This is a genomic window from Salinivibrio sp. PR919 (assembly GCF_001995355.1).
GTDB lineage: Bacteria > Pseudomonadota > Gammaproteobacteria > Enterobacterales > Vibrionaceae > Salinivibrio > Salinivibrio proteolyticus.
On sequence record NZ_MUFL01000030.1, the window covers coordinates 12,495 to 36,138 of the forward strand.

The window sequence follows — 23,644 nt, forward strand, 5'->3', positions numbered from 1 at the left end:
ATGCCGCCTAGGTCAACAAAAAAGTGACACTGATTGCTTTTTCGCCAAAACTCTGAGAGGTTGAAGAGAACAAAAACGGCATGGAAGCAGGGAAAACGAATGACACAGGACGCCATGGCGCAATTGGTCGCAAATACGATATTACAGGGCTCGGATGCCATGTACGGTCGCTTCTTAGATGTGACATCAGGCGCTCAAGAGCGCTTTGAGCAGCAAGATTGGAAAAGCGTGCAGCAAGCACTGAAAACGCGTATTCAATTTTACGATCACCATGTCGGCTTAGTGAGTCAGCAACTGCGCGCCATGCTGGGCAAAGAACACGCCACACGCTCCTTTTTGATGGCAGTGAAAGCAGCCTACATCAGGCTCCTTGATGATTACCCACGCTACGATATCGCTGAGAGTTTTTTCAATTCGGTGTATTGCCGTATTTTCGAACACCGAAATATTCGTCGTGACAAACTGTTTGTGCAAAGTTCACAAGGCGGACGTATTCCCAAGTATCCAACGCCCTTGTTGCGACGCTTTCAATCGCAAGCTGGCATTTATGCCACGCTAGAGCGCATGCTAGACAGCACGCCCTTTACCCTACCGTGGCGAGATAAAAGTGGCGATCTTAAGCGCATTACGCAAATCCTTCAGCAACGCTTTGGTCCGCAGTTAACCATGAGCTTCACCATTGAAATGGTGCGTCAGCCGTTTTTTCGCAACAAAGGGGCGTACTTAATTGGCCGTCTGGATATGGCGAACCAACGCCGTCCCCTCGTGCTGCCCTTGCTTATCTCAGATGACGGCGAGCTGTATATTGATGCATGTATTACCGATAGCGACGATGTGAGTATCGTATTTGGTTTCGCGCGCTCCTATTTTATGGTGTATGCCCCCGTCCCAGCCGCTTTAGTCGACTTTCTCAATCAGTTGATGCCCAATAAAACCCCGGCAGAGCTCTACACCGCGATCGGCTGTCAAAAACATGGTAAAACCGAGCTATACCGCGAATTTCTCTATCATTTGGATAATTCTGATGACTTGTTTGATATTGCGCCGGGGATCAAAGGGATGGTGATGTCAGTGTTCACGCTGCCCTCATACGGCTTTGTGTTTAAGATCATCAAAGACAAATTCGCACCGCAAAAACAAATGACGCACGCCCAAGTGCGCGAGAAATACCGCCTCGTTAAAGAGCACGATCGGGTGGGACGCATGGCCGACACGCAGGAGTATCGGAACTTTATCTTTCCTCGTCACCGTTTCAGCGATGCACTGATTGACGAATTGCTAAACGTGGCGCCTTCATGTGTGTCCGTCACTGACACAGAAGTACGGATCCGCCATTTGTATATGGAGCGGCGGATGATCCCGCTCAATATTTATCTCGAGCAAGCCAGTCCTGACGCCTTAACCCAAGCAGTGCAAGAATACGGTGATGCCCTCAAAGAGCTCGCAGCTGCCAATATTTTTGCCGGTGACATGTTGTTTAAAAACTTTGGCGTCAGCCGCCATAATCGGGTGATTTTCTATGATTATGATGAAATCGCCTATCTCACTGAGGTGAACTTCCGCCGCATACCGCCACCGCGTTATCCAGAAGATGAGCTAGCCGCAGAGCCTTGGTACAGCGTGGGAGAAAATGATGTGTTTCCCGAAGAGTTTCGTACCTTTTTGTTGGTCAACCCTTCGCTACGTGATGAGTTTGAGCGCCTACATCCCGAGCTTTTTGAGGCCGAATTTTGGCAGCAACTGCAGCATCAGGTTCAAGAGGGCTACTTCCATGATGTGCGCCCCTACAGCGATGCGCTTCAGTTAGTCAAAGCCTAAACACGCTTAACCTGGCGTCAATTTTGCTTGTTGTTTTATTGTCGTCATCACACGCTGGCGCTTATCAGGTACGTCAATAGCATGACGTTTTTTTAGACAAAGTTGCGACCGCGCACACTTTTTTGTCTACACTGATCATCAGCGGTGACGAAACCGACAAAAATAACAACGCAAAGGAACCTAGAGTGAAACAATTCGGATTGTTCGCACTCGCCTTGCATATAGTGGCAACCCCTGCATTYGGCGAGCAAATGCTATCGTTCGAGACCGAAACGATAGCCGACTCTAATCGCTTTTTTATCCAGTCGATGCCCTCGGCAGGAGGCGGGTTTGATAGCTGGACCATAGAATCAGGCTATCGCTACCCCTTGAGTAATCTCTCCGTTTACCTTGGCACGCAAATGAAAAGCGAAACCCAGACAGCCCCCACGCAACGCGGCTTGCTCAGCGGCATTGAGTACCGATTTACCGACAAGTTACATGTTTCAAGCCAACTGAGCCACGGCTACCAACGTGATAAAAGCGTTAACCAATGGGGGGTCAGCAGCCGCTACCAATTGAGTGACTATTTCGATGTCAATGCTGGGCTGGATGTAGAGTTCGATCCTGAAAAAGACACCGAGTCCATTTACCAACTCGGCGTCGGGTTACGCTTTTAACAACGTGTAACGACAGCGTGAATGCTTAATCCACGTCGCTGATCGTACTCAAAGGCTGCGCGCAAACCAGCACACCGTTTTTGTCAGCATACAGGTAGTCACCCGGGGTCACTAACACGCCTTCCAGCGTTAGCACCACATCTACCTCTCCCCAGTCCCGTTTTTGGGTTTTAATCGGACAGACGCCGAGTGCTTTAATGCCAATAGGCAAGGTGGCAAGCGTCGCCACATCCCTCACTGGCGCGGCAATCACCACCCCCGCCCAACCATTGTCGACCGCACTTTTTCCGATCATATCGCCCAATAACGCACGATCCATCGCACCGCCGCCATCAACCACTAAAACCTGACCTTGGCCGGGCGTTGCGAGAAGCGCTTTCACTTTGGAGTTATCGTGATAACAGCGAACAGTACGTATCCGTCCTTCAAAGCCGCTCACCGCGCCAAAATCTTGCCACTGAATGGGTAACCAACGCACAGCGTCTGGGTGGTTGTCGCATAAATCAGGTAGCCTATCGTCCATGATGCTCTCCTTAGTCCATTGATGAGTCTGTCAACTCCAGCAGGGATGAAAACGTCACGCCTAGTGACTGCGGCGCAAAATCTGTCATCAGTGCAGGCAGTAACCATAATGTATCCTCCTCCACCCAATAAATCGCGTTTTGCTGCCACGTTTTCGCCAATGCAATCGCTTCGTCTTGACTCAGGGCAACCGCAAAGCCCGGCTCAAACCAGCTGCCATCAGGTGCCCCACCATGCATTGCCCAATAGCGGATCCCCGCTTTCTCCATCTCATCCGCGAGTTGACGATTACGTAATTGATTCTCTTTCTCAGATAAAGGTTGGCTACGAGGGTTAAATGCGGTAAGAATGGCAAAAGAGCGGACACTGGGTGCTTGGGGTGCCCGAAATGCGATCTGCTGGTAAGTTTTCCACAAATCGCTGGCGTTATTCTGATCACACATTATTTACACCTGTTCGTTACTAACATTATGCTTAATTGCTAATTATGCGCTAGTATTCATAAAGTTAAACGGGAAGTTGACCCTAATCACCAACAAAGATGCTTTTGATTGGGGTCAATAAAGGATGAAAAAAATCATCAACGTTCACCGTAATATATTGTTAGCGCGCTGTTAAATGAATACAATTAGCGGCAATCAATGGATATAACAGTGATTGCCTCTGAGGCTTACGAGGGCCGATAACGCCCCACCTCAACTGGAACACACGGTGCGTTGTCTAGCATCGACACACACCTCTCTATGGATGGCGTGCCATATGTTGATTGCGAGGCATCCTCTCGCAATTTTGTAAATTTTTTTCATGGGCTAGTGGAACTAGACTGTGAAGTGCAACCGGATTCTATTTAGATATTAGGTATCGCCAATGCAAACCCCGCAAATTCTGATTGTAGAAGATGAACAAGTCACACGTAACACGCTGAAAAGTATCTTTGAAGCGGAAGGTTACAATGTCTTTGAAGCCAGCGATGGCGACGAGATGCATCAAGTCCTATCCAATCATCAAGTGCACTTGGTGATTATGGACATCAACTTGCCCGGTAAAAACGGTCTATTGCTCGCGCGTGAATTGCGTGAACAAGGCGACATGGCATTGATGTTCTTGACGGGCCGTGACAACGAGGTCGACAAAATCCTAGGGCTGGAAATTGGTGCCGATGACTACATCACCAAGCCATTTAACCCTCGTGAATTGACCATTCGTGCACGTAACTTGTTAACCCGTGCGATGAGTAGCGTGAACGGTGGTGAAGAAAAACGCAACGTTGAACAGTATGTGTTTAATGGTTGGGTTCTTGATATCAACAGCCGCTCTTTGATTAACCCTGAAGGCGAGTCGTTCAAATTGCCGCGTTCAGAGTTTCGTGCCCTGCTGCACTTCTGTGAAAACCCAGGCAAAATCCAGACCCGTGCTGAGCTGTTGAAAAAGATGACAGGTCGCGAGCTAAAGCCGCATGACCGTACTGTGGATGTCACAATTCGTCGTATTCGTAAGCACTTCGAATCACACAGCGACACCCCAGAGATCATTGCCACCATTCATGGTGAAGGCTATCGCTTCTGTGGTGAGCTCGAAGATCAATAAGTTGCACACCCAATATGAATAAGGCGCCTGATGGCGCCTTTTTTGTTTAGCTTATTGGTGGCGTTTAGGAGGATTGCTCATCTAACCATGCTTTTAACACCGTCAGATCGTGCTGATAGCCTACTTTAATTTCATCAACCCAATCGGCAATATTCTCCCACCACGCAGGTAACTCGGGAGACTGCGCTTTTTGAGCCACTTTTTGCACATGCTTTAAGCCCACTGAGCCTGCCGCACCTTTAATTTTATGCGCTTCCGACACAATGCCATCTTGGTCGCGTGCGGTCATATTCGAATCAAGAATCGCGATGTATTCCGGCATCAATTGTTCAAACATTTCAATGCTTTTTCGCACAGGCTCGGTGCCAACCAGCTCGACATAGCCGGTGAGCATGTCCATATCCAACAGCTTTTCCGCTTGCTCGCTTGCGACTGGCCGCGTCGACGCACTCTCGTCAGTCACCGCTTCTTGCCCCTCCGCCAGCGCATAACGCTCAATCACTTGGCTAAGTGCCGCGACACTAATCGGCTTGCTGATTGCATCATCCATGCCTTTGTCGATGTACTCGCCTTTGTCTTTGATCACATTGGCGGTTAATGCAACAAGTGGTGGTAAGCTCGACTGTGTTTCGCGTAATGTTGCTGCAATATCAAAGCCGGTCATATCCGGTAATTGAATATCTAACAACAGTAAATCAAACGCCCCCGGCATAAAGGTGTTGAGTGCCGACTGACCATCTCGCGCAACGGTCACCTCATGGCCTAGACTTTCCAATAAATTGGTAGCGACCGTGATATTCAGCTCAATATCTTCGACAAGCAAAATGCGTAAGCGGCTATCGCTGCGCGTGGGCAGTTGGACTTCATCATCCGCAGGCTCACTCAAAGGCACGGAAACCGTGACGGTAAAGGTACTCCCTTCGCCTTCTTCACTATCGACGGTAATGTCGCCTCCCATCATGCGTGCTAACTGGCGAGATACGGCAAGTCCAATCCCGGTTCCCACAGCATGCAAGTTTTCTTCGCCTTGTTTTACCTGATAGTACATGGCAAAAATTTTATCTTGCTCATCAGCAGGGATCCCCACCCCGCTGTCTTCAACTTCAAAGCAAAGATGCGCGTTGTCGTCCTCCACATCTGCACTGACGGTGATGATCACACAGCCTTGCTTGGTGAACTTGACCGCATTCCCGACCAGATTCCACAAAATTTGCCGTAGTCGTGTCGCATCCACGGCGACAAATTCCGGCAAATCTGTCACCCGTTCAAGCTCAAAACGCAGCCCTTTTTGCTCCGCCATCAGGCCAGAGATGTTTTCAATCTCAGTAACAAATTCACGCAGATCGATGCTAGTGGGATACAAGGACAGCCGGTTTCGATCGGATTTATCTAAATCGATAATATCGTTGAAAATATTACCCAAGGTGATGGCACTGACGTAAATGGTACGTAAGTAATTGCGTTGATCATCATCCAGCGGCGAGTCCAATAGCATGCGGCTCAACCCGACAATCCCATTAAGCGGTGTGCGCAGCTCGTGGCTGATGGTGGAGATAAAGGCGGTTTTATCTCGGCTCGCTTTCTCCAATGCATCTTGATAACGCTTACGTTCGGTGATTTCACGGCCAAAGCCCAGCAATCCCAAATGACGCCCGTCTCGCGCAAAGAAAGGGACTTTGCGCAGTTCAAAATAGGCCTTGCGTCCATCTTGATACTCAAGCCATTGCTCGTAGGTAATGGAGACATTGTTATCAAAGACTTGCTGATCGGTCTCCACCACTTTCGCGGCGATATCCTCGCGATAGACATCCCACGGCGTCAGGCCCTTCAGCGCCTTCTCTTTATAGCCGGTCAGCTCTTCCATCGCGCGGTTACAGCCGGAGAACTGCCCCTTCGCATTGCGGTAATAAATCAGATCCGGCGACGCATCAATAAACGAGCGCAGCAATGCGGTTTGCTCGGCCAGCTCTAGCTGAGCTTTTTCCCGCTGATACACCTCGTTTTCTAGATCCTTGATCGCCTCTTGGCGCGCACTCTCAGCTTTTTTACGCTCGTCGATTTCTAAATTCAGTTGCTCAATATTTTCGGTCAATTGCCGGTTAAGACGCATGTCTCGCGCACGCATCTCTTCTAATTTAGACACCAGCTTAGATAAGCGCTGCCTCGATTCTTCCAGCTGATCCACCACCACGGACAAAAAATAAACCGCCCAAGGGGTGATCACCAGGCCGAAGAAAATCGAGCGGATAATGTCGATATTTTGCACCGTGCCTTCCAGCACCAAGGTGATGCCCACTTGCACCACCACGGCCAGTGCCACAAGCGCGAGTGCAAGTAGCATGCTGAAGCGGACAATGCCCAGCTTGACCAGCAAATCAACATAATACTGCGCTAATACTTTGAGTTGTTTCATAAAGGCTTACTACACGCCAGTTAAGAGTGGAAGTGTTCATGCTCAGGGCGTCGCGCATCGCTCTCTGTGGCGCTAGACGTTGGTCCCATTAAGCTGACTTGATTGCGCCCCAGCCGCTTCGCCTGGTACATGGCTAAGTCGGCTTGATGGATAAGCTCCCCATAATCCCCTTCGGGTGAGGGGATCATACACGCAACGCCCAGACTCGCGGTCATCACCGCTGCGACCGGGGAATACTGATGCGCGATTTCACGCTCGGCCAACGCCGCCCTTGCCCGCTCGGCAACTAAAGCAGCCCCATCAAGCTCAGTGTGAGGCAATACAATAGCAAATTCCTCTCCACCATAACGTGCGACCGCATCAAGTGGTCGATTAATCGCCGATTTAAAAGCGTTCGCCACTTGCTGCAAGGCCCAGTCGCCTTGTTGATGGCCATAATTATCGTTGTAAAGTTTGAAATGGTCGATGTCACAGAGGATCAAGGCAAGCGGTGTTTGTTCACGGGCGTGTGACCGCCATAACTTGCGCAATTGCTCATCAAAGCTGCGTCGATTCGCCACTTGGGTCAAACTATCCACGAAGCTCATTTCTTGGAATGACATGATCGCATCCGCTAGCTGTTGTTGGGTGTGCTTACGTTCGGTGATATCGCGCGCCATCACCAGTACTGCAAAGCTGTCAGTCACCGGATCATCAATACGCGATTTCGTCACTTCAAACCAAGTTTGCTCGCCGCTGGGCCGCCAAATCACATCTTCATAGGTAACGGTTTCCCCAGTATCCAGTACATGCTGATCGCGCTGACGATGCTGATCAAAAATATCTGCATCGACGACCTCTTGCGCTGGAGAGGTCTCAAGCGCTTCAATGGAGACCCCGAGCGCATCGGCATAGGCTTGATTACAGGCAAGGTGGTAATAGTCCTGATCAAAGATGCCAATCGGATCCACACTGGCATTAAAAATCGCGCTCAGTAAATTGCTCCGTTGCTGAAGCGCTTGCTCAGCCGATTGGCGATGATGCACCTCGCGTTGCAAACTTTGCTGCATTTGGTGCCAGTCGGTCACATCATGACTGATGCTCAAGGTGCCAACCACCTGTTGCTGATCATTTTTAAGCGCCGTGATATTAGTTTCGAGCAAACAGCTTTCGCCGTTTAACTGCGATGCCCAAGTACGCACCGTCTTTGAGCCAGACAACGGCTGATCGGCATGCCACATAATGCCCTCTTGCTCGCGGCCTCGCCAAAAGCGGTCAAAGGCCGCATTGGTTCCCACCACATTGCCATCGACATCTTGAAAGCAAACCAATTCAGCCAACGAATTAATCACGCTAAGCAAAACACCATGTTCTTGATGCTGTAACTGCCATTGCGCGTGGCGCGCCAGCGGTGCTAGCGACACTAACCATGCTTTTTTACGCCGACAACGAATGGGTAAGCCCGACAAGCGCACGCCAATGCGTACTCGATTCGCGCCAGGCGCTTTGACCTTAGCTTCGACATTAGAGAAAGGACGTGGCCACTGCTGAGCAACAATGAAGGCGCGTACCGCTTGTCGTTGGTGCTCATTGGCCGTTTTAAAGTGGTTTTTGCTGTCCACCAATGAAAATGCCTCCACACAAGCAGCATTGGCATACAAGATGTCACCCTCATCGGCGGTAACAATGGCATGGGGCGTATCGAGATCAGCCATATACACTCGCCAATGGGTTAACGCGACGGTTTCTTGTCGCGCACGCCACGCGTAGCCAAGCACCGCACCTAAAACAAGAAATGTAAATAAAATGAAAAATGCCATGCGGCTCCTGTGTGATCACAACCATCCTTGATTCGCGACATCTTTTCCCGTTGCGTCGCTTATAGAAGCGCTATTTTGCCACAGTTTTCTCAAAATACATGGCTACGTGCCTCACAGGTTTTTACTGTCAGTTGTCATTTTTTTACATCAAATCACAGCGTATCTTGCTATGAAACTGAAGACATAAAACGCACCCTGCTTTATTTCTTTCTTTGGTTAGAATTTATGCTCGAATTTGGCCTTAAATTAATAATTATTTAACAAAACAGCATAAACGCGAATAGCTATTATTCCCGAAAAAATTGGCACAAAACCTGAAAATATCAGGTGTTTAATTGACATCACACCAAGCTTCATGGTGCATAAAGGCTGCATAATAAAATTTGACCTTTAACTGCTTTGCCGTTAATTTGAAAGGTCGCTGAATAGCGCTTTCTGGATACGGCAGGCTAGGCATCGCGTTGAAAATCAGTAATTTAATTACTTACAAGCACGCGATTTTCCCGTTAAAAAAACACAACATAACGGGTGAGCTGTCACAGTCCTAGACGCTTTCAGAGTGGTCAGGAGGATCACGACAATAAATGCAATCACTGCGAGTGACGCAGTAGCAAGGGAGAATTGCAATGTCGCTGTACAACCCAATGTTGGAAAAGGATAACTGTGGTTTTGGTTTGATCGCCCATCAAGAAGGTGAGCCCAGCCACAAGTTGGTTCGTACCGCCATTTCCGCACTTGATCGCATGACCCACCGCGGAGGGATTAACTCCGATGGTAAAACCGGGGACGGTTGTGGGTTATTGCTCCAAAAGCCCGACCGTTTCTTTCGCCTTATTGCCGAACAAAACCAATGGAACCTGAGCCGTTTGTATGCGGTGGGAATGCTTTTCCTGAGCACAGATCCGGTGAAAGCGCAGCGCGCCCGCGCGGTGTTTGAACAAGAAATTGGTGCCGAAACACTCTCCGTGGTTGGTTGGCGTACGGTACCAACCAACCCTGACGTGCTGGGTGAAATCGCCAAGCAATCACTCCCCGTTATCGAACAAGTCTTTATTAACGGCCCGGCCGGTTGGCGCGCACGCGATTTAGAACGTCGCCTGTATATTGCGCGCCGCCGCGCAGAGAAAGCGTTAGCTGACGACACAGATTTCTACATTACCAGTCTGTCGACCCAAACCATCGTCTACAAAGGCTTGTGTATGCCGGCAGATTTGCCGCGCTTTTACACCGATTTGGCCGATTTACGCCTCGAGTCTTCGATCTGTTTATTCCACCAGCGTTTTAGTACTAACACGCAACCACGCTGGCCGCTCGCTCAACCGTTTCGTTACCTTGCCCACAATGGTGAAATCAACACCATTGAAGGTAACCGCCAATGGGCACGAACACGGGCATACAAATTTAACTCGCCCTTATTGCCAGACCTCCATCAGGCCGCACCTTTTGTCAATGAATCAGGATCGGATTCGTCGAGCCTAGATAACATGCTTGAGGTATTTTTGTCCGGTGGCATGGATCTCTTCCGCGCCATGCGTCTACTTGTGCCGCCCGCTTGGCAAAACCATCCGGATATGGATGATGAGCTGCGTGCATTCTATGACTTTAACTCCATGCACATGGAGCCATGGGATGGTCCTGCCGGTATTGTGATGTCTGACGGCCGTTATGCAGCTTGTAATCTCGACCGCAACGGCTTGCGCCCTGCGCGTTATGTGGTCACTAAAGATAAATTCATCACCCTCGCCTCTGAAATTGGCATTTGGGATTACGCGCCTGATGAGGTCGCTGAAAAAGGGCGTGTTGGCCCGGGTGAATTGCTGGTGATCGATACCCGAGAAGGCAAAATTTGGCACTCAGCGGAAATCGATAATGAACTGAAAAGTCGCCACCCCTATCGGGAATGGCTCGATGCTCACGTGCGTCGCTTGACCCCGTTTGAAGAACTTGATGATGATGCCAGCGAAGGCAGCCGGAGCTTGCAAGACACCCAACTGAAGGTTTACCAAAAGCTGTTTGGGATGTCGAACGAGGAAGTCGAGCAAGTCGTCAAGGTGCTCGGGGATATCGGTCAAGAAGCGACCGGTTCGATGGGCGATGATACGCCCATGGCGGYACTATCTTCTCGTCCCCGCTGTGTGAGTGACTACTTCCGTCAGAAGTTTGCTCAGGTTACCAACCCACCCATTGATCCCTTGCGTGAAAACCACGTGATGTCACTGGCCACCTGTATCGGCCGGGAAATGAACGTTTTCTGCGAGACTGATGGCCACGCTGAGCGCGTCGCGTTTAAATCGCCAGTGCTCTTGTTCTCAGACATGGTGCAGTTACTCGAGCTCGACGATACCTATTATCGCAACAGCATTCTCGATATTAACTACGATCCGAACGAGAAAGATCTGCAGCAGGCCATCTTAGATCTTTGCGATCAAGCCGAGCGCTGCGTGCGCGATGGCACGGTACTGGTAGTCCTGTCTGATCGCAGTATCAATAAAGACAAACTCCCTATCCCTGCCGCTATGGCAGTCGGGGCGGTGCAAAAGCGTCTGGTCCGCGAAAACTTGCGCTGTGATGCCAACATCATCATTGAAACCGGGAGTGCACGTGATCCGCACCAATTTGCCGTATTACTCGGCTTTGGTGCCACGGCTATCTACCCATACCTCGCCTACGAAACACTAGCCAATCAAGTCGACATTGGCGCAATCAAAAAGCCCTATCGCGATGTGATGGTGAATTTTAGAAATGGCATCAACAAGGGCCTATTTAAAATCATGTCAAAAATGGGGATCTCGACCATTGCCTCTTACCGCTGTTCGCAGCTGTTTGAAGCGGTCGGCCTGCATGACGATGTGGTAGAGCTTTGCTTTAAAGGTGTCGCAAGCCGCATTCAAGGGGCGAACTTTGATGACTTCCAGCAAGACTTAGTCAACCTTTCACGTCGTGCTTGGATTAAACGTAAGCCGCTAGAGCATGGTGGGTTACTCAAATACGTCCACGATGGCGAGTATCATGCTTACAACCCAGATGTAGTAAAAAATCTGCAAAGTGCAGTGCGCTCTGGGGAAGCAATGGACTACAAAACCTACGCGAAAACGGTGAATGAACGTCCGGTGGCAACCTTGCGCGACCTAATGCGTTTGAAAAAAGCCGACACACCATTACCGCTTGAACGCATTGAGCCCGCCACCGAGCTATTTAAACGCTTTGATTCCGCGGCCATGTCCATAGGTGCTTTGAGCCCTGAAGCGCACGAAGCGTTAGCCATTGCGATGAACCGCCTTGGCGGCCACTCGAACTCCGGTGAAGGGGGTGAAGACCCACGCCGTTTCAATAGCGAGCGTAACTCCAAAATCAAGCAAATTGCATCGGGCCGTTTTGGGGTCACTCCCCACTACCTCACCAATGCCGATGTGCTGCAAATCAAAGTGGCACAAGGGGCGAAACCCGGTGAAGGCGGACAATTGCCCGGCCATAAAGTCACGGCCGAGATCGCCAAATTGCGTTTCTCAGTCCCCGGTGTCACCTTGATTTCGCCACCGCCACACCATGATATCTACTCGATTGAAGACTTGGCGCAGCTGATTTTTGATTTAAAGCAGGTCAACCCAAGCGCATTGGTATCGGTCAAACTGGTCTCCGAACCGGGCGTAGGCACCATTGCTACTGGTGTGGCAAAAGCCTATGCCGACCTGATCACCATTTCAGGGTATGACGGCGGCACGGGGGCAAGCCCATTGACCTCCGTGAAATACGCCGGTAGCCCTTGGGAATTAGGCCTCGCCGAAACCCAGCAAGCCCTCGTGGAAAATGGCTTACGCCACAAAATTCGCTTACAAGTCGATGGCGGCCTCAAAACTGGCCTCGATATTGTAAAGGCCGCCATTTTAGGTGCAGAGAGCTTCGGCTTTGGCACCGCGCCTATGGTGGCGTTGGGCTGTAAATACTTGCGTATTTGCCACCTGAATAACTGTGCAACCGGTGTGGCGACCCAAGATGACACGCTTCGTCGCGACTACTTTAAAGGCTTACCTGAGCAGGTAATGAACTTCTTTAAAGGCTTAGGCGAAGAAGTTCGCGAGCTGCTCGCTGAGCTTGGTGTCGAAAAGCTCACCGATCTCATTGGCCGAACGGACTTGCTGGAAGCAGTTGATGGCTTTACCGCCAAGCAGCTCAAACTCGACTTGAGCCATATTCTCGAGGCGCCCACACCCTGGCCGGGCAAAACCTTATATTGCAGTGAGCCCAATACGCCTTTTGATAATGCACCGCTCAACCAAGCCTTGCTCAGTGAACTAGGGGATGCGATTGACGCTAACCGACGAGCCAGCATCTACAAATCGGTACGCAATACCGACCGTTCAGTCGGTGCTAGCCTCTCTGGCGCGATTGCAAAACGCTATGGCAACACAGGCATGGCAGCTAACCCTCTGGATATTCAATTGCAAGGCACTGCGGGTCAATCCCTCGGGGTATGGAATGCGGCAGGGGTTAATATCACCCTTGTCGGCGATGCCAATGACTATGTCGGCAAAGGGATGAGTGGCGGTGAAATCGTGATCCGTCCGCCTGTAGGATCCGCCTTTGCCAGTCATGAGTCCACCATCATGGGCAATACCTGCCTGTATGGTGCCACTGGTGGCAAGCTGTTTGCGGCAGGGAAAGCAGGCGAACGGTTCGCCGTGCGTAACTCAGGAGCCCATGCGATCGTCGAAGGCGCGGGAGATAACGCCTGCGAATATATGACGGGCGGTATCGTCGCGATTTTAGGTCGCACTGGCGTCAACTTTGGCGCTGGAATGACCGGCGGCTTTGCCTATGTGCTCGATGAGGAAGGCGATTTTAACCGCCGCATCAATCCAGAGTTGGTCGAAGCGCTGTCGCTAGAATCTCTGGCCATTCATCAAGAGCACTTACGCGGACTGATCGCGCAACATTTAGAGCTGACAGGTTCAGATCGTGCGCAACAACTGCTGGCTGATTTTGACCAATGGGTACACCGTTTCTATTTGGTCAAACCTAAAGCCGCTGATGTCAGCACCTTGTTAGGCCACCAGAGTCGCAGCGCTGCCGAGCTGCGAGTTCAGGCGCAGTAAAGGAGGGATCCATGAGCCAGAACGTATATCAGTTTATCGATGTGCAGCGTATCGACCCGCGAAAAAAGCCGATTGATACCCGCAAAATAGAGTTCGTGGAAATCTACGAGCCGTTCACCGAAAAAGAAGCGTCGGCACAAGCCGATCGCTGCTTAGATTGCGGTAACCCCTATTGTGAGTGGAAGTGCCCTGTACATAACTACATTCCACAATGGCTAAAGCTGGCCAATGAGGGACGCATCTTAGAGGCCGTTGAGCTATCGCACCAAACCAATAGCCTGCCTGAGGTCTGTGGCCGAGTGTGTCCGCAAGACCGGCTTTGCGAAGGTGACTGTACACTCAATGATGACTTTGGCGCTGTGACCATTGGTAATGTCGAAAAGTACATCACCGATAAAGCGTTTGAAATGGGCTGGAAGCCCGATATGTCACATGTTGAGTGGACAGATAAAAAAGTGGCCGTAATCGGTGCCGGCCCTGCTGGGCTTGCGTGTGCCGATGTGTTGGTACGCAATGGCGTCAAACCGGTGGTGTTTGACCGCTATCCGGAAATTGGTGGCTTGCTCACTTTCGGGATCCCGTCATTCAAACTGGAAAAAGAGGTGATGCGTAACCGCCAACGGATTTTCACCGAAATGGGCGTGGAGTTTCGTCTCAACACCGAAGTCGGTAAAGATGTGGCCATGCAAACCTTGATTGATGAGTTTGATGCGGTCTTCCTCGGCGTCGGGACGTACAAGTACATGCGTGCTGGTCTTGCCAACGAGGACGCACCTGGTGTGTTTGATGCACTGCCATTTTTAGTCTCCAACACCTACAAAGTGATGGAACTGAAGAACGCGCCACCCTTCATCGATATGGCAGGTAAGCGAGTGGTGGTCCTCGGGGGAGGCGATACGGCGATGGACTGTGTCCGTACCTCCATTCGTCAACAAGCCGCCAGTGTGACTTGTGCCTACCGTCGTGACGAAGCGAATATGCCCGGCTCGCGCCGCGAGGTGAAAAACGCGCGTGAGGAAGGCGTGAACTTTATGTTCAACCTTCAGCCTCTTGGCATTGAAGTCGATGAAAACGGCAACGTGCGCGGGGTTACCGTGGTAAAAACCCAGCTCGGTGAGCCTGATGCTGCCGGTCGCCGCCGCCCAGAGCCGATTGAAGGCAGTGAGCATGTGCTAGAAGCAGACGCCGTGATCATGGCGTTCGGTTTCCAGCCCCATGCCATGGAGTGGCTGGAGCCCTATGATGTAGCCCTTGACGAGCGTGGCCGCATCAAAGCGCCAGCCAACGGGGACATCTTATATCAAACCACCAACCCGAAAATTTTTGCCGGTGGTGATGCAGTGCGCGGGTCAGATTTAGTGGTCACCGCCATTGATGAAGGACGGAAAGCGGCCGAAGGGATCATGGACTACCTCGAAGTCTGATCTTCTCCCACCCCGACTGAATAGAAGTGCCTCAAAGGAGGCACTTTTTTATTGCCTCATGTACACTAACCCCATTCTATGTGCTAACAGGATCATCAAGATGAAAATCGGCATTATTGGCGCTATGGAGCAGGAAATTACCCTGCTGCGTGATAAGCTCGCGAACCTTACCACTCATCACGAAGGAGGCTGCACCTTCTACACCGGCACACTACAGGGCCGTGATGTGGTATTGCTCCAATCAGGCATTGGTAAAGTATCGGCAGCGGTCGGCACCACCTTGTTACTGTCACAGTTTAAGCCAGATTGCGTGATTAACACCGGATCAGCCGGCGCTTTTGAACCCTCATTAAACCTCGGTGACGTGGTTATTTCCTCACAAGTGTGTTACCACGACGCGGATGCAACCGCATTTGGCTACCAGATGGGTCAAGTTCCTCAGCAACCGGCTCACTTTGACTCTGACGACGCACTGATGGCACTGGCCGAGAAAGCCATTGATGACGAGACACACGTGGTACGCGGGTTAATCTGCACCGCCGATACCTTTGTGCACACCGATGCACACCGTCAGCACATTCGTACCCACTTCCCTAAAGCGGTAGCGGCAGAGATGGAAGCGGCAGCGATTGCACAAGTGTGCGCCCAGTTTAAGATCCCATTTGTAGTTGTGCGCGCCATCTCTGATGTGGTGGCAGAAAAAGAATCACCGATGACGTTTGAAGAGTTTTTGCCGCTGGCTGCGAAAAGCTCGTCCGCCATGGTTGAAAAAATGGTTGCGCTTTTCGACTAACCCTTCGAACGCTTATCATGGATGAACCTTGCCATTATGGATGCACTGCTTAACCCGCAATATTGGCTGACTATGGCTGCCAACCACCCAAGCTTCTGGGCGCTGTGGTTGGCGCTATTAATCCATTGGTTACTCCCCTTATCCGCCAATTATTCTCCGTTTCAATACTGGCAACAGTACGCGCTCATTTTAGCCGACCAAGTCAACCAACCAACCGACCCGAAGCGGCAGAGAAAGCTCGCAGGGGGGCTGGCACTGGCACTCATGTGTGGCACGCTGGCGATCTTGCTGATTGCCACTCGAGAGCTGGTCTGGTTTCGCCCTTTATTTGATGCGCTACTGCTGTGGCTTGCTCTCGATTGGCGCAATATTGATACGTTTTCCCAAGCATTTGCCGATGCCATTGAACAACACGACAAAGGGACAGCACGCGCACTTTTGGCCAACCGCGTCAACCGAGAAACTGAGTCCTTGTCGATTGTCGGTCTGGGTAAGGCAGGCGCAGAAACGATATTGCTTGGCACCGCACGTCATGGCGCCTGTGTGATTTWTTATTTTGTGCTATTTGGTGGTGTCGGTGCCCTGCTGTATGCCAGCTTAGTCCGTCTTGCGCGCGTGTGGTCGCCGAGCCGTCTCACCTTCTACCCATTTGGCTTAGCGGTCGCACGTCTTCTCAACGGACTCGATTACGTTCCTATGCGTCTATTTGCCCTCTTGTTCGCACTGGGTCGTTCCCCACTCACGCACCTTAAAGCGTGTTGGCAACAGGGACAGCGCTGGCGCACGCCGGGGCCTGGCTGGCTATTGGCCTGCGCCAGTAGCCGCTTTCAGCTCTCCCTCGGAGGCCCTGCCATTTATCAAGGCACCAAAACATTGCGCACAAAAATCGGCAGTGGCGTGACACCGGCGTGCTACCACCTTTTGTTATTACGTCAAAAACTCAGAGTGAGCATGCTCATTTGGATCGCCTTTAGCGCGTTATGCTTGCTCATCGTGTAAGGATTAAAAAACATGCTCGGTCTCTCTCCTCGCGGCGTCGGACTTTTAGTTGCCGCTTTTCTCTTTACCACGGCCGCTTATGCACACCCTGCCCCACCTCGTGTGATCAGTCTGGCTCCTCATGCCACTGAGCTCGCTTACGCTGCTGGCCTCGGTGAACAACTCGTCGCCGCCAGCGCGTACAGTGATTATCCCGAGGAGGCAAAAACGCTGGAACGCGTATCGAACTATCGGGGCATCAAACTGGAGCGTATTGTGGCGCTTAAGCCCGACTTAATCTTGGCGTGGCGTGGCGGCAACCCACCTAAACCACTGGAAACATTGGCGCAACTGGGCATTGAAATCCGCTATCTTGATGTCGAAAAACTCGACGACATCAGCCGCTTTATTCGCGAACTAGGCCGTTATGGCCGCCACCCCGAAATCGCCAAGAAAAATGCAGCCGCTTTCGACCAAAAACTGCATGCACTGCATACCCGCTATCAAGATGCGACGTCGGTACCTTACTTTTATTTATTAAGTGGCGCGCCACTGATGACAGCCAGTGATCACGCTTGGCCAAGCCAGCTTTTTAGGCTATGTGGCGGCGAAAACATTTTTGCCGATAGCCCCGCGGCTTATCCGCAAGTGAATATGGAGCAAGTGATCACCCGCAAACCGCACACTGTGTTTTATACCGGTGGTGAACTGCCTGCCAGCTGGCAAAGTATGAAAGACTTACTCCCCAGCCTTGCTCAGCACTATGCGTTTCAATTAAACCCAGACTGGCTAACRCGAGCAACGCCCCGTGCGTTGCAGGCTGCAACCCAAATCTGTGAGGCACTTGATACGGTGCGCCGCGCAACCTAGGACCCATGATGACCCAAACCATGATTTTGTATTTATTTGATTTATTTGGCACCGCAGTATTTGCCATCTCTGGTGTACTCATGGCTGGCCGTTTACGGATGGACCCTTTTGGCGTCGTGGTCCTTGCCTGCGCCACCGCGATTGGGGGCGGAACGGTACGCGATATGGCGATGGGAGCAACGCCCGTGTTTTGGATCAGTGACACACTATATTTGGGTGATCCTTGCCACCTGTGTTGCCACCATGCTGCTTATTCGCCACCCCCGCCGACTCCCTTGGTACGTATTACCCTGCGCCGACGCCGTCGGTTTAGCCGTCTTCGTCGGCATCGGTGTCGATAAAGCGTTAAGCTATGGGACTTCACCACTGGTCGCGGTAATCATGGGCGTTATTACCGCGTGTGGGGGCGGCATTATTCGTGATGTGTTGGCCAGAGAAGTGCCCATGGTGCTGAGAACCGAGGTTTATGCCACCGCATGTATTGCCGGCGGGATCGTTCATACTCTCGCGGTTGAAGTGGGGCCAGATGCCGTCACCGCCTCAATCGCAGGCATGGTCACCACCTTGCTGATCCGCTTAGCGGCGATTCGCTGGCATTTATCCTTGCCACCCTTTGCCCTTGATCGTTAAGCATAGAAGATTGGGGGTTGAAAGTTCGCGCCTCTACCCTAAGGACTGTTAGACAGCCACCAGCAAGGAGCCACAATGTTACGTATTGCGATCATTTATCATTCGGTCAGTGACCATACACACGCACTCGCTACCACGATTGCAGAAGGGATCCAAGCTGGCGATGCCGATCCCCTCGTCTATCGTATTGAGCCTGATGTGATTAAACATGGCCGTTTTATCGACGAAAAGGTCTTTACTCAGCTTAAAGATGTGGATGCGATTATTTTTGGTGCACCCACCTACATGGGCGGGCCAAGCGCACAATTTAAAGCGTTTGCCGATGCATCCAGCCCAACGTGGGAGCAGCAAGATTGGCGGGGTAAGCTAGCCGCCGGGTTTACGGTAGGAAGCCAAACGGGAGGAGACCAATCAGCCACCCTCAGCTACTTCCAAACGTTAGCCAGTCAACACGATATGCTATGGCTTAGCTTAGGTCGCGCCAATATAGGGGTCGAGAACATCAACCCAACCGGCACAACACATGGTGTCACCGCCCATGAAACCGGAGAAGGACTGAGTGAAGCCTGCTTACAAACCGCCTTCTATCTGGGCCAACACATGGTTCGCGCCTTGAAAGGGGTTTGGCACACTTAATCGCGCCTCACACCGAGCATGATGCGCATCAGGATCATGCAGGCACAAAAAAGCCCTCGCATATGTGGCGAGGGCTTGTCGATTCAACCAATAATTAGCTGAGCGTCACTCGAGCAAACTTACGTTTACCCACTTGGTAAACGGCTTCGCCCGCCGCTGGCACCAGCTTAGTGTCTTCGACTTTTTCGCCGTCAATTTTCACCGCGCCTTGGCGGATCATACGCAGCGCATCTGAGGTTGAGCTGACCAAACCGGCATCTTTCAAAAGGTTACCAATCGCAATGCCTTGCTCAAAGCTAAAGCTTGGCATCTCGTCAGGCATCGCCCCTTTTTGAAAACGATTGATAAAGGTCTGCTCGGCCGCATCCGCATCCGCGTCTGAGTGGAAACGCGCGATGATCTCTTTCGCTAGCAAGATTTTAATGTCACGTGGGTTTTTGCCCGCTTCGACATCTTTCTTGAACTGAGTCACTTCCTCTAAAGGACGGAATGACAACAGCTCGTAGTAATCCCACATCAAATCGTCAGAGATAGACATGATCTTACCGAACATATCATCCGGACGTTCGCTCACACCGATGTAGTTATGGGCGGACTTGGACATTTTCTTCACGCCATCCAGCCCCACCAACAGCGGCATAGTCATAACAACTTGCGGTTTCTGTCCAGCTTGCTTTTGGAGCTCACGCCCCATCAGCAGGTTGAACTTCTGATCCGTTCCGCCCAGCTCTACGTCCGCTTCCAACGCGACAGAGTCATGCCCTTGTAGCAGCGGATAGATAAATTCGTGGATCGCAATGGGTTGGTTGCTGCTGTAACGCTTTTTAAAATCATCACGCTCCAGCATACGGGCCACGGTTGAGCTTGCCGCAAGGCGGATCATGCCATCAGTGCCCAACTCACCAAGCCACGTCGAGTTGAACTCAATGCGGGTTTTAGCCGGATCGAGAATTTTAAACACTTGCTCTTTGTAGGTTTCTGCGTTTTGCAACACTTGCTCACGCGTCAACGGTGGACGGGTAGTGTTTTTACCACTCGGATCACCGACCATGCCGGTATAGTCTCCGATCAAGAAGATGACTTCATGGCCGAGCTCCTGAAACGCGCGCAGCTTATTTAGGATCACTGTGTGCCCAAGGTGGATATCCGGTGCCGTCGGATCTGCACCCAATTTAATACGCAGAGGACGATCTTCTTTAAGCTTGGCAACCAGCTCGTCTTCAGGGATTACTTCATCAACGCCACGTTTTAGTTCTGCTAGCGCGGCTTCCAGGCTCGCCATAGTCTCTCGCTCCTACAAAATAGGCAAAAATGTGATAAACCGACATACTACTCGAATAGCGACAGTTTTTGAAACCAGTTAGACTTATAGCCAGTGTGCAAGGTGTGCACAGTGGCTGCCGGCAACAGATGTTTGTGGCCTTTGTGTTAACCGTGTCAAATTATTATCAGGGCATCATCCCCAATAAACCGATTGGGAATCTGACTGTCATATTTTGTATTCGCAGTGATTCAACATAGTTTTCATGCCGTTAAAAAAACTCGCAGCTTTACCTAAATTACATAAACTCACGATAGGTGCACTGAGCGCGTTCGTGGTATTACTCATCCTTGTCCCTGATGGCGCAAGCACGCCACGCCCTGAACCTAACTTTGAGCTTGGCAAACATTACCCCTTACCCGTCGATGCCGTCTCTCTGCTGCCGCCTGAAGGTGAAATGCCAGCGCAGTTTAAACGCCATATCAACTGGCAAAGTTATGAAGTCCAGCATGGTGAAAGCATGGCCTTGCTGTTTAATCGCGCCGGTTTGAGTCCAACCACACTCTATCGTCTGGTTAACGCTGATGAAGGCACCAAAAGCTTGGCCTATCTCAAGCCAGGAGATGAAGTGCGTTTGGGCGTTGATGAAAGCGGTGAACTGGTGCAACTCATTCAGCCACGCGGCACCAATGAAACCCTGATCGTGAGCAAGGTCGATGACAAATATCAGTCACGCATCGAGACAAAAAACATTGATACACAACTGAACTTTGCCCGAGCTACCATCAAATCAAATTTCTGGCAGGCCGCTACCGATGCAGGGTTAGATCCGAATCAGATTATGCAGCTTGCCGGGATTTTTGGCTGGGACGTAGATTTTGCACTCGATATTCGAGAAGGCGATAGCTTCTCTGTGCTGTATGAAGAAGAGTTTGTTGAAGGTGAACATATTGGGAGTGGCAACATCTTAGCTGCCACCTTTACCAACCGAGGAGATACGTTCACCGCGGTACGTGCCAAGAATGGCAAATATTACACCCCCACGGGCAAAGCGATGAAAAAAGCCTTCTTGCGCTCTCCTGTGAACTTCCGTTATGTCAGTTCGAACTTTAACCCGCGTCGCTTACACCCAGTGACAGGACGCGTAAAGCCGCACCGGGGGACGGATTATGTCGCTCCGGTTGGCACCTCTATCAAAGCCGCTGGGGATGGCGTGGTCATGAAAGCCTCATACAACCGCTTTAATGGCAACTATGTATTTATCCGCCACAGCTCAACCTATATCACCAAGTATCTGCACTTAACTAAACGTAAAGTGAAAACCGGTCAACGGGTCAAACAAGGGGATATCATTGGCACCTTGGGCGCTACAGGCCGGGTAACAGGGGCGCACCTGCACTATGAGTTTTTGGTGAATGGTGTCCATAAAAACCCGCGTACGGTGCGATTACCCGAAGCTAAATCACTACAAGGGCAAGAAAAACAAGCCTTTGTACGCCTCGCCGAGTCACGCATGGCGCAGCTGAGTAAGTTTAATCAACTGCTTGCCTCAGTCGGGCCGCTCAGCTATCACGCCAATAACGGCGGGTAACCAGCGGCACATAAACACAAACGGCGCCTGTCGGCGCCGTTTGTGTTTGATAGTCAATAACTATCCGCTATGAACGTCTCGAGATCCCGCTATACGCTAAAGGATGCGCCACACCCACACGTCGTGGTCGCATTCGGATTATTGACAAAGAAACGTGAGCCTTCTAGCCCTTCGGTATAGTCCACCACACCCCCCATTAGGTATTGTAAGCTCATGGGGTCAACCACTAACTTCACGCCGCTTTTTTCGATTTCCATATCGCCTTCATTCACGTTTTCGTCGAAGGTAAAGCCATATTGAAAGCCGCTGCAGCCACCACCTGTAATGTAAACACGCAGTTTCAGATTTGGATTTTCTTCTTCCTGAATCAGCGTTTTAACCTTAGTCGCCGCTGCTTCTGAGAACTCTAACGGCAAAGGTGCATCGCTCATTGTTACCTCACATGCTCATCGTGCTTAGCGTTGAATTATCTAATACCTGAGTAAAGTGTTCAAGTATTACCCGATTGATCGAGGGTGTGATCAGTACGTATAAATTGCCACTCAGGGGTCAATCAAATCATACTCCATCTCGCCAGTGATCCGTATCTTTGGTTAAAATGCCCCAACGCAATTTAGGCTTACGCCTTACATAACAGGATATGTCATGACCAAATCAGCACAACTTTTCCAACAAGCAAGACGCACCATTCCAGGTGGCGTGAATTCTCCCGTACGTGCTTTTGCCGGCGTCGGCGGCGACCCTGTCTTTATGGAGCGCGCCGATGGCGCTTATATTTTCGATGCCGACGGTAAAGCCTACATTGATTTCGTCGGCTCATGGGGCCCGATGATCTTGGGTCACAACCATGCTGCTATTCGTGAGGCTGTGATTGATGCCGCTCATCGTGGCCTAAGTTTTGGCGCCCCGACAGAAAGTGAAATCACATTATCAGAATTAGTGGCAGAGCTGGTGCCGTCGATGGAAATGGTCCGCATGGTCAACTCAGGGACAGAAGCGACCATGAGTGCGATTCGTTTGGCTCGCGGCTTTACCAAGCGGGATAAGTTCATCAAATTTGAGGGGAACTATCACGGTCATGGCGACTGCCTGTTGGTTAAAGCGGGCTCTGGCGCTCTCACCTTGGGTGAGCCTAACTCACCGGGGGTGCCTGCTGACTTTGCGAAACACACGCTGACATGTACCTACAACGACCTCGATTCTGTCCGTCAGACCTTTGAAACCTATCCAGACGATATCGCCTGTATCATCGTTGAGCCTGTATCAGGGAACATGAACTGCGTCCCACCACAGCCAGGCTTTTTGGAAGGACTACGCGCCCTTTGCGACGAGTTCGGCGCTCTGCTGATCTTTGATGAGGTGATGACCGGCTTTCGCGTGGCACTCGGCGGCGCTCAAGCCTACTACGGTGTGAAACCCGACCTAACTACTCTGGGTAAAATCATCGGGGGTGGTATGCCTGTGGGAGCGTTTGGTGGTCGTCGCGATGTGATGGAGTATATCGCTCCGACTGGCCCAGTCTATCAAGCCGGTACCCTTGCCGGTAACCCTGTGGCTATGGCGGCGGGCC

The 23,644-nt window shown here is 51.1% G+C and carries 17 protein-coding genes and 1 pseudogene; 12 read left to right on the plus strand and 6 right to left on the minus strand.

From position 1 onward, the window contains the following. Positions 1-99 precede the first annotated feature (99 nt). Together aceK and BZG83_RS07755 are read left to right on the plus strand one after the other, a co-directional pair. Entirely contained in the window at positions 100-1,818 is a 1,719-nt protein-coding gene (gene aceK / locus BZG83_RS07750) for a bifunctional isocitrate dehydrogenase kinase/phosphatase (protein WP_077479998.1), read from the plus strand. Positions 1,819-2,003: 185 nt separating this feature from the next. After that, positions 2,004-2,477, plus strand: coding sequence for a hypothetical protein (locus BZG83_RS07755; protein ID WP_077479999.1), 474 nt, complete (start codon positions 2,004-2,006; stop codon positions 2,475-2,477). 25 nt (positions 2,478-2,502) lie between these two features. On the opposite strand, the gene BZG83_RS07760 is transcribed toward BZG83_RS07755, so the two are convergent. Next, positions 2,503-3,000, minus strand: coding sequence for a putative 4-hydroxy-4-methyl-2-oxoglutarate aldolase (locus BZG83_RS07760; RefSeq protein ID WP_077480000.1), 498 nt, complete (start codon positions 2,998-3,000; stop codon positions 2,503-2,505). A 10-nt stretch (positions 3,001-3,010) separates the two neighbouring features. Next, positions 3,011-3,442: a DUF3293 domain-containing protein gene (locus tag BZG83_RS07765; protein WP_077480001.1), complete on the minus strand. Its 432-nt coding sequence runs from the start codon at positions 3,440-3,442 to the stop codon at positions 3,011-3,013. A gap of 424 nt (positions 3,443-3,866) precedes the next feature. On the opposite strand from BZG83_RS07765, the gene arcA reads away from it, so the two are divergent. After that, entirely contained in the window at positions 3,867-4,586 is a 720-nt protein-coding gene (gene arcA / locus BZG83_RS07770; RefSeq protein WP_069589785.1) for a two-component system response regulator ArcA, read from the plus strand. A gap of 64 nt (positions 4,587-4,650) precedes the next feature. Here arcA and arcB read toward each other — a convergent pair whose 3' ends face one another. Both arcB and BZG83_RS07780 read right to left on the minus strand, forming a co-directional pair. Continuing rightward, positions 4,651-6,999 carry an aerobic respiration two-component sensor histidine kinase ArcB gene (arcB, locus tag BZG83_RS07775; protein ID WP_077480002.1) on the minus strand — a complete coding sequence of 783 codons (2,349 nt, stop codon included), beginning with the start codon at positions 6,997-6,999 and terminating at the stop codon, positions 4,651-4,653. A 20-nt stretch (positions 7,000-7,019) separates the two neighbouring features. Then, positions 7,020-8,798 (minus strand): GGDEF domain-containing protein, encoded by a 1,779-nt coding sequence (locus tag BZG83_RS07780; protein ID WP_077480003.1) that lies wholly within the window; start codon positions 8,796-8,798, stop codon positions 7,020-7,022. Between the two features lie 626 nt (positions 8,799-9,424). On the opposite strand from BZG83_RS07780, the gene gltB reads away from it, so the two are divergent. The 7 genes and pseudogenes from gltB to BZG83_RS07815 all read left to right on the plus strand — a co-directional run bounded on the left by gltB (position 9,425) and on the right by BZG83_RS07815 (position 19,222). Next, the gene (gene gltB, locus BZG83_RS07785; RefSeq protein WP_077480004.1) at positions 9,425-13,891 is read left to right on the plus strand and encodes a glutamate synthase large subunit; all 4,467 of its coding nucleotides are present in this window, start codon (positions 9,425-9,427) and stop codon (positions 13,889-13,891) included. Positions 13,892-13,902: 11 nt separating this feature from the next. Then, positions 13,903-15,315, plus strand: coding sequence for an FAD-dependent oxidoreductase (locus tag BZG83_RS07790; RefSeq protein ID WP_077480005.1), 1,413 nt, complete (start codon positions 13,903-13,905; stop codon positions 15,313-15,315). 100 nt (positions 15,316-15,415) lie between these two features. Next, a complete protein-coding gene (gene mtnN, locus BZG83_RS07795) occupies positions 15,416-16,108 on the plus strand; it encodes a 5'-methylthioadenosine/S-adenosylhomocysteine nucleosidase (protein ID WP_077480006.1) in 693 nt (230 codons plus the stop codon). A 21-nt stretch (positions 16,109-16,129) separates the two neighbouring features. Further along, complete coding sequence (locus BZG83_RS07800; RefSeq protein ID WP_077480007.1) at positions 16,130-17,107, plus strand: cobalamin biosynthesis protein; 978 nt, start codon at positions 16,130-16,132, stop codon at positions 17,105-17,107. Positions 17,108-17,119: 12 nt separating this feature from the next. After that, positions 17,120-17,956, plus strand: a complete 837-nt coding sequence (gene btuF, locus BZG83_RS07805) for a vitamin B12 ABC transporter substrate-binding protein BtuF (RefSeq protein ID WP_077480008.1) — start codon at positions 17,120-17,122, stop codon at positions 17,954-17,956. Positions 17,957-17,976: 20 nt separating this feature from the next. Then, positions 17,977-18,586 (plus strand): annotated as a pseudogene (locus BZG83_RS07810) (TRIC cation channel family protein). A gap of 75 nt (positions 18,587-18,661) precedes the next feature. Then, complete coding sequence (locus tag BZG83_RS07815; protein ID WP_077480009.1) at positions 18,662-19,222, plus strand: flavodoxin family protein; 561 nt, start codon at positions 18,662-18,664, stop codon at positions 19,220-19,222. 94 nt (positions 19,223-19,316) lie between these two features. Here the strand turns inward: BZG83_RS07815 and tyrS are convergent, their stop codons facing one another. Further along, positions 19,317-20,504: a tyrosine--tRNA ligase gene (gene tyrS, locus BZG83_RS07820; protein WP_069588464.1), complete on the minus strand. Its 1,188-nt coding sequence runs from the start codon at positions 20,502-20,504 to the stop codon at positions 19,317-19,319. A gap of 244 nt (positions 20,505-20,748) precedes the next feature. Here tyrS and BZG83_RS07825 point away from each other — a divergent pair, with 244 nt between their 5' ends. Then, positions 20,749-22,074: a peptidoglycan DD-metalloendopeptidase family protein gene (locus BZG83_RS07825; protein ID WP_077480010.1), complete on the plus strand. Its 1,326-nt coding sequence runs from the start codon at positions 20,749-20,751 to the stop codon at positions 22,072-22,074. 89 nt (positions 22,075-22,163) lie between these two features. Here the strand turns inward: BZG83_RS07825 and erpA are convergent, their stop codons facing one another. Further along, the gene (gene erpA / locus BZG83_RS07830) at positions 22,164-22,505 is read right to left on the minus strand and encodes an iron-sulfur cluster insertion protein ErpA (protein WP_069588460.1); all 342 of its coding nucleotides are present in this window, start codon (positions 22,503-22,505) and stop codon (positions 22,164-22,166) included. A gap of 214 nt (positions 22,506-22,719) precedes the next feature. On the opposite strand from erpA, the gene hemL reads away from it, so the two are divergent. Next, the coding region (hemL, locus tag BZG83_RS07835) for a glutamate-1-semialdehyde 2,1-aminomutase (protein ID WP_077480011.1) at positions 22,720-23,644 on the plus strand (925 nt) is incomplete at its 3' end.